Annotated in this window: 16 protein-coding genes; 9 read left to right on the top strand and 7 right to left on the bottom strand. The window is 69.5% G+C overall.

Annotation, left to right across the window (positions count from 1 at the left end):
* Positions 1–65: 65 nt before the first annotated feature.
* From ACFP2T_RS45055 to ACFP2T_RS45045, 3 genes are read right to left on the bottom strand one after another with little or no spacing between them, the layout of a single operon-like run.
* Positions 66–1250: an alpha/beta hydrolase family protein gene (locus ACFP2T_RS45055; protein WP_377433390.1), complete on the bottom strand. Its 1185-nt coding sequence runs from the start codon at positions 1248–1250 to the stop codon at positions 66–68.
* Positions 1247–1615 (bottom strand): transcriptional regulator, encoded by a 369-nt coding sequence (locus tag ACFP2T_RS45050; RefSeq protein WP_377433387.1) that lies wholly within the window; start codon positions 1613–1615, stop codon positions 1247–1249. The genes ACFP2T_RS45055 and ACFP2T_RS45050 overlap by 4 nt, the downstream gene beginning before the upstream one ends.
* A complete protein-coding gene (locus ACFP2T_RS45045; protein ID WP_377433385.1) occupies positions 1612–2328 on the bottom strand; it encodes a hypothetical protein in 717 nt (238 codons plus the stop codon). Before ACFP2T_RS45045 ends, ACFP2T_RS45050 begins: the two co-directional genes overlap by 4 nt.
* Before the next feature lie 199 nt (positions 2329–2527).
* Here ACFP2T_RS45045 and ACFP2T_RS45040 point away from each other — a divergent pair, with 199 nt between their 5' ends.
* From ACFP2T_RS45040 to ACFP2T_RS45005, 8 genes are all read left to right on the top strand, one after another.
* Positions 2528–2959: a YbaB/EbfC family nucleoid-associated protein gene (locus tag ACFP2T_RS45040; protein WP_377433382.1), complete on the top strand. Its 432-nt coding sequence runs from the start codon at positions 2528–2530 to the stop codon at positions 2957–2959.
* On the top strand, positions 2949–3281 hold the full coding sequence (locus ACFP2T_RS45035; RefSeq protein WP_377433381.1) for a type VII secretion target: 333 nt from the start codon (positions 2949–2951) through the stop codon (positions 3279–3281). Before ACFP2T_RS45040 ends, ACFP2T_RS45035 begins: the two co-directional genes overlap by 11 nt.
* The gene (locus tag ACFP2T_RS45030) at positions 3278–4474 is read left to right on the top strand and encodes a WXG100 family type VII secretion target (RefSeq protein WP_377433378.1); all 1197 of its coding nucleotides are present in this window, start codon (positions 3278–3280) and stop codon (positions 4472–4474) included. Before ACFP2T_RS45035 ends, ACFP2T_RS45030 begins: the two co-directional genes overlap by 4 nt.
* On the top strand, positions 4471–4731 hold the full coding sequence (locus tag ACFP2T_RS45025) for a hypothetical protein (RefSeq protein ID WP_377433376.1): 261 nt from the start codon (positions 4471–4473) through the stop codon (positions 4729–4731). The genes ACFP2T_RS45030 and ACFP2T_RS45025 overlap by 4 nt, the downstream gene beginning before the upstream one ends.
* 90 nt (positions 4732–4821) lie before the next feature.
* The gene (locus ACFP2T_RS45020) at positions 4822–5568 is read left to right on the top strand and encodes a VOC family protein (protein WP_377433374.1); all 747 of its coding nucleotides are present in this window, start codon (positions 4822–4824) and stop codon (positions 5566–5568) included.
* Between the two features lie 96 nt (positions 5569–5664).
* Entirely contained in the window at positions 5665–7263 is a 1599-nt protein-coding gene (locus ACFP2T_RS45015) for an outer membrane protein assembly factor BamB family protein (protein ID WP_377433372.1), read from the top strand.
* A 389-nt stretch (positions 7264–7652) separates the two neighbouring features.
* Positions 7653–8375: an MBL fold metallo-hydrolase gene (locus ACFP2T_RS45010; RefSeq protein WP_377433370.1), complete on the top strand. Its 723-nt coding sequence runs from the start codon at positions 7653–7655 to the stop codon at positions 8373–8375.
* A gap of 67 nt (positions 8376–8442) precedes the next feature.
* Positions 8443–9342: an aminoglycoside phosphotransferase family protein gene (locus ACFP2T_RS45005; RefSeq protein ID WP_377433369.1), complete on the top strand. Its 900-nt coding sequence runs from the start codon at positions 8443–8445 to the stop codon at positions 9340–9342.
* Positions 9343–9369: 27 nt separating this feature from the next.
* On the opposite strand, the gene ACFP2T_RS45000 is transcribed toward ACFP2T_RS45005, so the two are convergent.
* The 3 genes from ACFP2T_RS45000 to ACFP2T_RS44990 all read right to left on the bottom strand — a co-directional run bounded on the left by ACFP2T_RS45000 (position 9370) and on the right by ACFP2T_RS44990 (position 11213).
* Positions 9370–10182, bottom strand: a complete 813-nt coding sequence (locus tag ACFP2T_RS45000; protein ID WP_377433367.1) for a hypothetical protein — start codon at positions 10180–10182, stop codon at positions 9370–9372.
* A 132-nt stretch (positions 10183–10314) separates the two neighbouring features.
* Positions 10315–10638 carry a hypothetical protein gene (locus ACFP2T_RS44995; RefSeq protein WP_377433366.1) on the bottom strand — a complete coding sequence of 108 codons (324 nt, stop codon included), beginning with the start codon at positions 10636–10638 and terminating at the stop codon, positions 10315–10317.
* A 2-nt stretch (positions 10639–10640) separates the two neighbouring features.
* Positions 10641–11213 (bottom strand): hypothetical protein, encoded by a 573-nt coding sequence (locus ACFP2T_RS44990; RefSeq protein ID WP_377433364.1) that lies wholly within the window; start codon positions 11211–11213, stop codon positions 10641–10643.
* Positions 11214–11332: 119 nt separating this feature from the next.
* Between ACFP2T_RS44990 and ACFP2T_RS44985 the strand changes: the two genes are divergently transcribed.
* A complete protein-coding gene (locus ACFP2T_RS44985) occupies positions 11333–11524 on the top strand; it encodes a DUF397 domain-containing protein (protein ID WP_377433363.1) in 192 nt (63 codons plus the stop codon).
* A gap of 137 nt (positions 11525–11661) precedes the next feature.
* Here ACFP2T_RS44985 and ACFP2T_RS44980 read toward each other — a convergent pair whose 3' ends face one another.
* The gene (locus ACFP2T_RS44980) at positions 11662–12393 is read right to left on the bottom strand and encodes a class I SAM-dependent methyltransferase (protein ID WP_377433361.1); all 732 of its coding nucleotides are present in this window, start codon (positions 12391–12393) and stop codon (positions 11662–11664) included.
* Positions 12394–12477: the final 84 nt, after the last annotated feature.

The raw sequence follows: 12477 nt of genomic DNA, 5'->3' as shown, positions 1-12477 counted from the left end.
CCGGTGCGGAGGGCGGTCGGTCCTCCGCACCGGCAACGGGACCCGACGGTCCCGCTCGGGGCGCGTCAGGCGATGAACCGCATCTCCGGGAAGGCCGGGTTCGGGCCGTCCAGCAGGTTTCCCCGGTGGCGCAGGTGCAGGTCGAAGAACGCGAGCGGGTACGCCTGCTGGATCCGCACCCCCCGGGCCGGGTCGAGGGTGCCGACCCAGCCGGCGAGTTCCTCGTCGCTCATCCCGATGATCCTCGCGAGTTGCGGGACCACCCACTGGTGGTCGATGTACGACCCGTGGGCCGCGCCGTCGGCGTGCAGATTGAGCCGCCACCCGTGCAACTGCGCCCAGAACTGCTCGACGCTCGGCATGGCGGCCCGGGTGGACTCCGCGGTCATCAGCATGAACGGCCGGTCGAGTTCGCTGACCGGTGGATTCGACTCCATCGGGCCGTCGAAGCTGAGTCCGGCCCGGACGCGCCGGTCCTGGCTCATGACGAGGGCGGTCGCGGTCGCGCCCTTCGACCAGCCGAACATGCCGATGCGACGCAGGTCGAGCGCGGCGCCCAGGCCGGCGGGCAGCGGACGGCGCTCGGCGTCAGGGTTGCGGCCGGCGGCGAGGTCCTCGATGCGGTCGAGGACGAACCGGATGTCGTGGGAGGAGTCCCATGGTGTGAACGACAGATCGCCGGGGACGGTGAGCCGGCCGTCGGGGAACTCGCTGAACCCGTCGTACGTGTGGTCCACCGTGACCACGACGTAGCCGTGGCTGGCGAGTTCCTGGACCACGATGGTGGCCTCGGCACGGTGGTCGTCGTTGCCGTGCGAGTACACCAGCACCGGCAGCCGTCCGGACGTCCGGAGTGCCGGAGCCCCCTGGTGGCCGGCCGTGAGGGGCGCCGCCGCTGCGTCGGCGTCGAATCCGACGGACTCGAGCAGCGCGCGCATCGGCGCGGCGGGCATCCACGGCGCCACCGGATGACGCCGGGCGTCCCAGGTGGCGGGATACCAGACGCTGACCATGAGTTCGCGGTAGCGCCCCGGGCCGGCGACCGGATCCGGGCGGGATTTGTCGACGAGGTGCAGCGACACGGTGCCGATCCGGTGCGGCCCGGTGGGTCGGGGCAGCGTGAGCCGTGTCGGGCCGGGCGTGGCCGACGCCGGGGCCGCCGACGCGCGGCCGGCACCGCCGAGCGGTACGGCGACTCCGGTGGCGAGCGCGGCGGCGAGCAGGTGTCGGCGGGTCAGTGCGGTGGTCATCGGTCCTCCGGGATGTCGGTCGTCTCGACGCGGGCGATGAGCTGCTTGAGCCGTGCGATCTCCTTGGCGAGCGCGGCGTTGCCCGCCGAGGTGAGGGTGATCCAGGTCCGGCCGCGCCGCCCGGCGTAGCCCTTCTCGACCTCGACCAGACCGGCCGTCTCCAGCACGCCCAGGTGCTGGGAGAGGTTGCCGGCGGTCAACTGCAACTGGGTACGCAGGAATCCGAACTCCACCCGGCGGGCCTCGTGCGCGATGGTGAGGATGCCGAGCCGGACCCGCTGGTGCACCACGTCGTCGAGCCCGGTGACCGGATGCGGGGATTCGGTTTCGTCCGGCGCCGCGGGGGTGTCGACGGGTCCGGTCACCGGGGCCGCCGCGACCGTTGCGCCAGTGCGAAGCCGGCACTGCCCAGCAGCAGCACGCCGCCGCTGATGACCAGCATCGGTGCGAACCCCCACTGGGGTCCCCAGTGGTCTCCCCAGCCGAAGTTCATCGGCACCACCACTACCACCAGGTAGCCGAGGGTGAACAGCAGCAGTGCGCGGTGGCGTTCCAACCAGGCCAGCACCAGCAGCGCCAGCCCGATCGAGCCGGTGAAGTCGGTCAGGCGGAACAGTGCCTGGACGACCCAGGGCAGAGGTTGCGGGTGCGGGTGCGCGGCGTCCAGCGGCGGGAGGTTGGGGGCCACCACCAACACATGCAGGAGGGTGAACAGGACGAGCAGCGCGATGCCCACGATGGCGTACGGCGCCACCCGGGTGCCCAGTCCCCGGGCCCGGGCGACCCGCAGGTACCCGACGGCGATCACCACGTATCCCAGCACCAGTGCCGTCCACCAGTAGATGGTCGCGGTCGCGAACCACACATCGCACGCCTCACCGCCGTCCACCGGCCGGCAGTTGCTGACGACTGTGCGGCCGAACCGGAAGGCGGGGATCGCGCCGAGGGTCACCAGGCCCAGCACCAGCAGCGGCAACCACGTCACCCGCTGGGCAAGCCGAACCCGGTGCGCGAGGTCGCGCGCCTCGGTCAGCAGCCGGCGGGGGTCACCGCCGACAGGAACCGTTTCGGAAGTCATGGCAACAGGTTTCCATAACAAACCTATTGGCGCCAGTACCAAATTTGCCGCCTACCGCCGGCCCGTCTTCGGCGGGGCCGGAGCCGGCCGGTCACGCTTCCGAGGGCGTAGATCATCGGAACCGACGTAGCCGATATGGTGCAGAGTGGAATGATCAAGATGCGCCACACGGCGCCCGGTGGCCGGGCAGGAGCTGTCGATGCTGGGACGAGACCTTGACGGAGCGCAGGAGTGGGTCCGCTCCTGGACGGCCCAGGTGTCCACACGCGCGGCGGCGGCCACCGAACTCTCGGACCGGGTCGCCACCGTCACCGCCTCGGCGACCGGCGCGGACGGAGCCGTACGGGTGACCGTCGCCTCGTCCGGGGTGCTGACCGCCCTGGAACTCGACGACCGGGTGCAGCGATTGACCGCAGCGGCGTTGGCCAGGGTCATCATGGCGACGATCGCCAAGGCACAGTCCAGACTGGCCGGCGAACTGACACCGGTGGTACGCGAGACGGTGGGCGTGGAGTCCGAGACCGGGCAGGCGGTGCTGGAGTCGTACGTCCGGCGGTTTCCGGAACCGCCGGACCCGGCGGACGAAGCCGGCGACGATGACTATCGTCGGGACGTGCCCCGTGGCCGGTGACGACGAGATGCGGGTGCCGGTGGCGGCGGTGCAACGGCACGCTGGATCGGCGGACACCGCCGCGGACGGGATCGAGACCGGCCGCGCCGCCGCAGCACACGTGCAGATGGGCGCGGAGGCATACGGCCAGATCTGTGCGTTCCTGCCCGGCCTGATCAACCCACTGGCCGACCGGACGGTGGCGGCACTCGGCGAGTTGGCCTCGGGTCTGCACGAGACCGCGACCCGGCTGCGCACCGTCGCCAGTGCGGCAGAATCGACGGACACCGCGAGCGCGCAGCGGGTGGCCGCGAGCGGTCGGCACATCGAGCTGCCGCTGTGACCGACGTGGCAGGCAATCCGCTGGTCGCGGCCCGCCAGGACTCGACCGAGTGGTACACCGGGCTGGGCCTTGTCGAGAGCGTCGCCGACACGGTCGCGGGAATCGAGTCGGGTAGCTGGATCGACGCCACCATCGGCGGCGTCTCCGCCGGCCTGGACGCCCTCGGCGCGGTGCTGGATCCGCTGGGCTCGCTGGTGAGCTGGGGCGTGGCGTGGTTGCTGGACCACGTCAAGCCGTTGTCGGACGCGCTGGACTGGCTCGCCGGTGACCCGGACCAGATCACCGCGTTCGCACAGACCTGGCGGAACGTGGCGGCCAACTCTGCCGACGTGGCCGCCGAGTTCCAGGCGGCGCTCGCGACCGAGATCAGCGAGTGGGGTGGGGCCTCGGCGGAGGCGTACCGGTCGTACGCGGCCACGCAGCTACAGGCGATGGACGGCATCGGTCGCGGAGCCGGCGGGGTCGGCACGCTGGTCGAGGCGGCCGGGCTGCTGGTGGCGCTGGTCCGGGAGATGGTCCGGGACCTGATCGCCGACTTCGTCTCGGTGCTGGCGGTACGCCTGCCGATGTGGCTCGCCGAGGCCGGCCTGACGCTGGGTGTGGCGACCCCGCTGGTGGTGGCTCAGGTCGGCAGTCTGGTGGCGAAGTGGGTGGCCCGGATCGGCAAGGTCATCACCGCGCTGATCACCAGCCTGCGCCGGCTCGCACCGATGCTCTCCCGGCTCGGCGACCTGATCGACGAACTCTCCGACCTGGTGCGCCGGCTCGGCAAGCGCGGCGGTACGGACTCGGCGACGCCCCCCGTACTGCACTCACGGTCCGGGGCGGTGTCCAACCGGCAGGTCATGGACGAGGGCCTCGGGCTGCCGCGCGACCGGGAGACGATCGAGCGGTACGCCGAGTTGGCCGGCGTCGACCTGCGCGGGGTGAACATCGAGGTCATCGAGACCCCGGACGACATCGCCTACCTGGACTTCATGGGGGCGATCGCGCGTACCGACGCGGACGGGGTCCAGCTCGGCCCCGCCGCCTTCGTCGACGAGGAAACCCTGGTCCGGACACTCGGCCATGAGAGCATCCACGTCGAGCAGTACCGCGAGGGGCGGGTTACCAGCAATACCGGCCCGCTGGAGGACGAGGCGTACGCGTCCGAGGACCGGTTCGTGGAGGAATGGCGGAGGAACACCCAGTGAGCGACCAGGAACGGGCGGAGCTGCGAGTGGAGTTCGTCCACCGCCTCGCCAGCCGTAACCTTCTGATGCTGTCCGGGCGACGCGCCGGAGGGCACCTCGCGGTCGGGGACGCGGTGACGATCCGGACGCCGGCCGGGGAGACCATCCGGACCACCATCAGGACGATCGAGCTGCACGGGCGACCCGGCATGACGACGGTGGGCGTCGAGTCGGGTGCCGGCGAGGTTTCGGCCGGTTCCGTCCTCTACACCTCCTGAGCCCAGCCACCGGTTCTGCCATATGCGTAGTGGCCTCGGCCGCTGGCACAATGGCCGATCCTGCCACTGGATCCGGATGGAGCGCCAGGGATGACGACCGACGAGCGAGTGATGCCGGACGAGAAGACCGTACCGTTGCTGCCCTGCGTGTCGGCCGAGGAAACCCTCGCGTTCTGGCGTGCGCTCGGGTTCGAGGTGACGTGGGAGCAGCGGAAGCCCTATCTGTATCTGGCGTTCCGGTGGAGCGGGTTCGAGTTGCACTACGGATCCGCGTCACCCGGCCTCGATCCGTCGTTGGAGAACACCGGTGGTTGCCTGGTGATGGTCGGAGCGGTTGGCCCGTACCACGCGGCGTTCGTGGCGGCAATGCGGAAGTCGTACGGGAAGGTGCTCGGCAAGGGGTTGCCCCGGATCACGCGCTACCGGCCCGGCGCGTCCCGGTTCACCATCGTCGACCCGTCCGGGAACTCGATCACCTTCATCCAGCGCGACGAACCGGAGGAACTGGAGTACGGCGGCTCGAAGCGGCTGACGGGACTGGCCAAGGTCCTGGACAACGCGCGGATCCTGCGTGAGTTCAAGAGCGACGACCTGGCCGCGTTCAGGGCGCTCAATTCCGGGCTGCGCCGGCACGGAGCCACGGCCTCCGCCGTCGAACGAGCCATGGCGCTCGCCGCGCTGATCGAGTTGTCGATCGCGTTGGACGAGCCCGACCGGGTACCCGAGTGGGGTTCCCGGCTCCGGGAGATTCCACTGATCGCTCCGGAACGGCAGCAGGTGGAACGGGCCGTTGCCGACCCTGGACTGCTTTCGCGGTGGCTGCCCGACGCGACGTGACGTGAATATTGCGTAAATCGGCGCCAATTCTCTTGAATCGACCTTCGCATTGAGATATGTCTCTATAGATATGTCTCACTCGTAAGGGGGTCTACGATGAGCACCGTTCGACGCGCCGTGGGCGCGTCCGCGCTGGCCATGGCATGTGTGGTGGCGCTCGCACCGGTGGTCCACGCACCACCGGCGAGTGCCCGGGATGGCGCACGATGGGCGATGGGTGGGCACGACATCAGCAACACCCGGTCGAACCCGACCGAGCAGCTTCTCGACCCGTCGACGGTGGGCGGGTTGGAGGTCGACTGGACCGTCACCACGAGCGGCGACGTCTCCGCGACGCCCGCCGTCGTCGACGGCGCCGTCTACTTCCCCGACTGGGGTGGGACGTTCTGGAAGGTCGACGCGGAGTCCGGCGAGGTGATCTGGTCCCGCTCGGTCCCCGAGTACACCGGCATCGCGGGCACCTTCGCCCGGACCAGCCCGGTCGTGGCGGGCGACACCGTCTACATCGGCACCCAGGCCGGTGGCCGGCTGCTGGCGATCGACACCGAGACCGGTGACCTGCGCTGGAACACCGCGATGGACCCGCACCCGGACGCGATACTCACCTCGTCGCCGGCCATCTACGAGGGTGTCATCTACCAGGGCGTCTCCTCGCTGGAGTTCCTCCAGGCCGGCGACCCGGCGTACGACTGCTGCACGTTCCGAGGCAGCCTGGTGGCGGTCGACGCGGCCACCGGGGAGGTGTTGTGGAAGAGCTACACCCTGCCGGAACAGGAGGGCCCGGGCGGCGACATCTTCAGTGGTGCGTCGGTCTGGGGCAGCACTCCCACCATCGACCCGGAGAGCAACACCGTCTTCGTCGGCACCGGCCAGAACTACTCGATCCCGCAGACCGCGCAGGAATGTCAGAGCAACGGCGGCACACCGCAGGAGTGTCTGCCACCGTGGAACGCCAAGGACTCGATTCTCGCGATGGACCGGACGACCGGTGAGATCAAGTGGTCGACCGGGCCGTCCCGCTTCGACGCCTGGAACCTGGCATGCATACCCGGCTTCCCGCCGAACAACTGCCCGAACCCCGGCCCCGACCACGACACCAGCGACGGCACCCACCTGTTCACCATCCCCGGCCCGGACGGACAGCCCCGCCGTGCGGTCGGCGCCGGTCAGAAGAGTGGCGAGTTCTGGATGCTCGACGCCGCGACCGGAGAGATCATCTGGAGTGCCTCGGTCGGGCCGGGCTCGGTACTGGGCGGCATCGAGTGGGGCACCGCCAACGACGGCGAACGGATTTTCTTCGCCGAGACCGACTACGACCGGGAGCCGTACGAGCTGCCCAACGGCGAGACGATCGACTACAGCTCCTTCGGGGCGCTGGACGCGGCGACCGGGGAGATCGTCTGGCAGGTACCCGAGCCGCACGGCGGCCTGGCGGTGGGCCCCGCGACCACGGCCAACGGCGTGGTCTACTACGGCTCCCTGAACGGCTACATGTACGCGCTGGACGCCACCAATGGTGCACTGCTGTGGCAGTACCAGGGCGCGGGCGCGTCGAACGCCGGACCGGCCATCGTCGACGGCACGCTGTACTGGGGCAACGGCTACCAACGACTCGGTCCCACCAGCACCACCTTCTACGCCTTCTCACTCCCCGCCGGCCCGACCACGCCGCCCACCACTCCCCCCACGACGTGACCCGGCACCCCACCGACAACGCCACCCACCACTGCGCCGACGACACCACGAGAGGCGCGTAGCCGACAGTCGGGATCCGCCCGGCGCGGGGAAGATCGCTGCGCCCGGCGGGTCCCGCTGCCCGCTCGCCGACGACCCGTGCGCCACGCGGTCGGGACCCGATTGCCGCGATAAGAGGTCGCGCAGACGGGCGTGCGTTTCAGGGACGGCGGTTGGGAGTTCGTCCCATCGATGGGCCGTCCATCTTCGGACCCTCGTAGTGGCTTCGCGCCGCCGTTTCGGCGGGTCGGCCGGGATTCGAGCTGGGTCGGCTCCCTCGTTCACCCTGAGCTTAATCACCGTCAGCGTAAGTGCCGTGCCAGTCGTGGGCCGCTCGCTAGCGTCGTCACATGGATCATCTCACCCAGGTCGCCCCTAGGGTCTGGCAGCTGGCTTTCCTGGTCGGACACGTCCACTTCGTGCGCCTGCCGGACGGTTACGCTCTAATCGACACCGCCGTACCGGGATCCGCCCCCACGATCCTCGATGCCCTGGCGCGGCTTGGTGGCGGCTCGCGGGACCTGCGGCAGATAGTGCTGACTCACTCCCACATCGACCACATGGGCTCTGCTGCGGATCTCGTCGAGGCCACCGGCGCCCGGGTCCTGGCCGGAGCCGTGGACGCCCCGTTCATCCGTGGCGCGGCGCCCGAACCCCAGCCGGTATACACCGCACCGGAACGCGCTCTCCACGAGCAGATCATGGCAGGCTTCTCCGAAGCGGACGTCCGGCCTCTGCAACATCTGTCGGTGGATGTGGACCTGCACGACGGCGACACCATCGATGGCTGGGACGAGCCCGTCCACGTACTGCACGTACCCGGACACACGCCGGGAAGCATCGCGTTGCACCTCCCCTCCAGCGGCGTGCTGTTCCCAGGCGACATCGTCGCTACCGCGCAGGGCCGGGTGATCCTCGGCCCGTTCAACGTGGACAGAGCTCAGGCGATTGCCTCCTTCCGGCGGATGGCCTCGCTGGAAGTGGAAGCGCTGTGTGTCCCGCACGGCCCGCCGGTGTCGAAGGGCGCGGGCGAGGTGCTGCGGGCGGCGGCTCCGGAGAATGACTGGCTGTGAGTGGAGCGCAGGTCGGGGCGAACAATTCGGTTGCGGCGAATGACCCGATTCGTCGACGATGACGGCGATGGGCGCGATCAAGATGCACGCCGACGAGGTCAGCACCGATGCCACGCTCGTGCGCCGCCTGCTGATCGGACAGTTCCCACGTTGGGCCGACCTGAGGATCGATCAGGTCGCGTCGTACGGGACCGACCACGACATCTACCGGCTCGGGGCCGACCTGGTCGTCCGCTTGCCACGCATCGGGTGGGCCACCGGGCAGGCGGCGAAGGAGACGGAGTGGCTGCCGAGGCTCGCCCCGCACCTGCCGCTCGCACTTCCGGTACCGGTCGCGATGGGGCACCCCGCCGAGGGCTATCCCTTCGACTGGTCCGTGTGGACGTGGTTGCCCGGCGAGAACGCCAACGGAACGATCGGCGATCTGGAGCAGGCTGCCGTCGATCTCGCCGCGTTCGTGACCGCACTGCACCGGATCGACACGACCGGCGCACATCCGCGACCTCCACACGGTCGGGGTGGCCCACTCCGGGAAGGTGACGAGCAGGTCCGCCGATCGATCGCGCGGCTCGGCGACCGGATCGACGGCGCTGCCGCCCTCCGCTCGTGGCAGGAGTCGCTCGACGCCCCGGCGTGGGACGGTCCGGAGGTCTGGGTGCACGGCGACCTGCTGCCGGGCAACCTGCTCGTCGTCGACGGCCGACTGTCGGCGGTCATCGACTTCGGTGGCCTCAACGTGGGCGACCCCGCGTGTGACCTACAGCCCGCCTGGAACGTGTTCACCGGCGACAGTCGTCGGCGATACCGCGCCGAACTCGAGGTCGACGACGCGTCCTGGTTGCGCGGCCGTGGCTGGGCGCTCTGCCAGGCCGTGTCGGCGCTGCCGTACTACTGGGACACCAACCCGGGAATGATCCGTCAGGCCACACACGCGCTGGCGCAGGTCCTCGCCGACAGCTCCCGCTGAGCGTGCCCCGGTGCCGCTTGCCGGCGTTCAGGAGAAGCGCTCGATCGTGACGGGGATCAGCCCTTGGCAACGCATCACCGTCGTGAGCTCCCGCATCAACGGCCCGATGGCGTCACCGCAACTGGAGGCCAGGTTGGCGGTCAGGTCGATACACCAGGCGACACCGGCCCCGATCCGGCGAAGCTCCCAGGTGAAGACATCGTCGCCGAGACGGCGGGAGGCGGTACCGGCGACCCGAGTGTGTGGATGAACAGAGCCGTCGGTGATCCTCATCCCCCAGGCCGCCTCCAGATGGGCCAGGCGATCCGTGGTCAACTCGTTGGCGAACAAGATCCGGTAGACCCGCGTGTCGCGGAACCCGGTGGCGACCTGGCCGAGGCCCAGCCGCAGCGGAGCCGCCGTCGCCAGCGGCTCGCCAGCGCCGAAGTAGCTCCGCAACGTCTCCTCGTCGGGCAGTTCACCGCCACCGAGCCGGCGGTAGATGGTCTCTGCGTCCTGTCGGGAGATCGGCCCCACGTGGCTGCGGGCTGCCGCGTCGACCCGCATCCCCCGGCTGACGGCCGACGAGTCCCGCCAGCGACGATCTCCCGGAGTCCAGCCGGTGCTGTCGAGGCGAACCGCCGAGAAATTCTCGTCGAGGACGAACTCCTCGACGACGATCCCCGCTGGCTCGGTGGAGGATTCGCCGTCCGGCCTGCGGGAGCGGATCAGGTAGTAGTCCAGTGATGGCGGTGGGAGGCGGATGGCGCGGACCATCGCCGGCTCGGTAGGGACGCACACCACCTCGAGTCCCCCGTCCCGGTCGGCGGACCCGCCCCACCCGCCGTGCAGCGTCGTCACGCCGACGATTGTCGACCACGAACGCGTTCTCGATGCGTCTGGCTCGCCAGAGATACGGGCCTCACCGGATCGTCCGCCAACTGGACCTAACGCGACCGGCAGTACGTCGTCGCTGAGCCTCTCCGTTACCGCTCAGCGGCCGGTGCCGTGGGACCTGTCGGGCGGCTCTGCGAGCAGATCGTCGAGCTGCCCCTCGGTCTGCTCCACCAGCTCCTGACGCTGCGTCTCGTCCAGCGTTCCGTAGTGTGACCAGAACCGGCCGAAGGCATCACCCAGATCGGAGCCGTACGCGTCGGACGTGGCGGCGACGCGTAGATCCTGCTGTCCGCTGAGCACGTTCTCCGCCATCTCCTGAAGCGGGCTCGCTGGCCCCTCGGCGAGTTTGGTGAGGCTGGCCCGTAGTAGCTTGGCGATCCGTGGGTCGTCGCCGGTGATCTCGTAGACGCTGTCGTGCATGGCTAGTGCACCCCCACGGAGTCGGGGACCATCGGATGGCGGTAGGAGGTGTATCCGGACATGTTCGGGATCGTCACATCCCGCAGACGGGTGATCTGCGCCTCGATCACCCCGAGCGCAAACTGCACGAGTCCGTAAAGGGTCTGTATTGCCATGGTGGCCTGCGCCCACAGCTTCAAGATGTTGGCCACCTCGACGGCGGCCACCCCATAGCCGATGACCGCTCTCACCAGGATCATGCCGGCGAGGCCCATCGCGGCGAAGACCAGCGCGGCGACGAGCAGGCGACGGGCGAGCACGGTTTGGTCGCCCACCAGATAGGTGGAGATACCGAAGGCCCCGCCGACGACACTCAACGACATCGGGACCAGCGTCGTGGGCGTGACGTCGCCCGAAAATATCAGGAACCCTGAGACAACCGCGAAGAAGATCGGGACGTTCGCGAGGGCGTTGCGGAACAGACGGAAGGAACTATCCCGCAGTGCCGCGACTTCCTGCTCATATCGCTCGAGCGGGTCGCGTCCTGACTTCGAGGCTCGTCGCCATACGTTACGCCGCAGTTGCCCTGGGCTCATGGCAGGCACGATAGCAACGTCGGGATCACCGGCCCACCCGTCACAGCCTGGATGGGTTGGCGCTGAATGAGTCAGGATCGAAGGACATGATCAGGAGGATCACCGGGGAGAGATGCGACATGACTGAGCTGGCCGGCGCCCGGTGGCGCAAGAACACCCGCAGCGGCGACAACGGCGGCAATTGCGTCGAGGTCGCCGACAACCTGCCGGACGTCGTCGGCGTACGCGCCAGCAAGGACCCCGGCGGCCCCGTACTGACTCTCGCCCCGGGCCCCTGGGCCGCGTTCGTCACCGGCGCCTCTTCCCGATGACCAACCCACACCTGAGCGCCTTCGGCTACCGGGCGTTTGTCCTCTGAGTCTGTCGGCTCCGGCCGGGGACCCGGGGGTGCGGCTCTCCCGCCTGGGGGGCGCGTACCGGCCCCCTAAGGTCCCCGACCGGACAATGTCTACAGCGGACGGTAGACGGAAATGTGGTTTCTGCTGTCGGCGCCAAACGGCTGCCGGTGCCAGTCGGCGTACCGCTCGGCGAGCCGGAGACCGGCCTGGGCGGCCATCTGGTCGATCTGCTCGGGCCAGGAGTACCGCATGCCGAACGGTTTCAGGTGCACGCCCCGGCTATCGAAGGTGATCGTCTGGCGGATGAACGTCTGCGCCTCCCGGTCGTACCGGTGCAGCCGGATGGTGGCCGAGTCCTCGGTCACCTTGCCCGTCTGGACCTGCTCGTCCCGGTCGAAGTCGGCCGGGTCCGGGACGAAGGCCTCGATGACGAACGCGCCGTCCGGAGCCAGCACCCTCGCGACGTTCCGGAAGCAGTCCACCTGCCGGTTGACGTCCACGAGGTTGAACAGCGTGTTGTACACCAGATAGATCAGGCGGAACGGCCCGGTGACCGGCACGTCCGCCATGTCACCGATCGCGACCGGGATCTGGTCGCCGCCCGGCTTCGCCCGAAGGTACGCCACCATCTCCTCGGAAGCCTCGACGCCTTCGACGACGAGACCGCGGGCGGCCAGGGGCACGGCGACCCGACCGGTGCCGATCGCGAGTTCCAGCACCCGACCGCCGTCGGCCAGCCCGGCGAGGAAGTCCACCGCCGGTTCCGGATCAGGGTTGACACCGGCGTCGTATCCGGTGGCCCACTGCCGGCCGAAGAGTCCGGGATCGTCGAGTATGGACATCAGGCGTCCTCCTCGCGGCCACGCGGCCCTACGGCCCACCCGGTGCCGGTCAGGTCCCGGCTACCGACGTCCACCTGCAGCATG

Origin of the sequence: Plantactinospora solaniradicis, from assembly GCF_042658085.1 — a bacterium.
Lineage (GTDB): Bacteria > Actinomycetota > Actinomycetes > Mycobacteriales > Micromonosporaceae > Plantactinospora > Plantactinospora solaniradicis.
The sequence above is the reverse complement of the archived record's forward strand: the minus strand, read 5'-3'. Positions and strand labels throughout refer to the sequence as shown.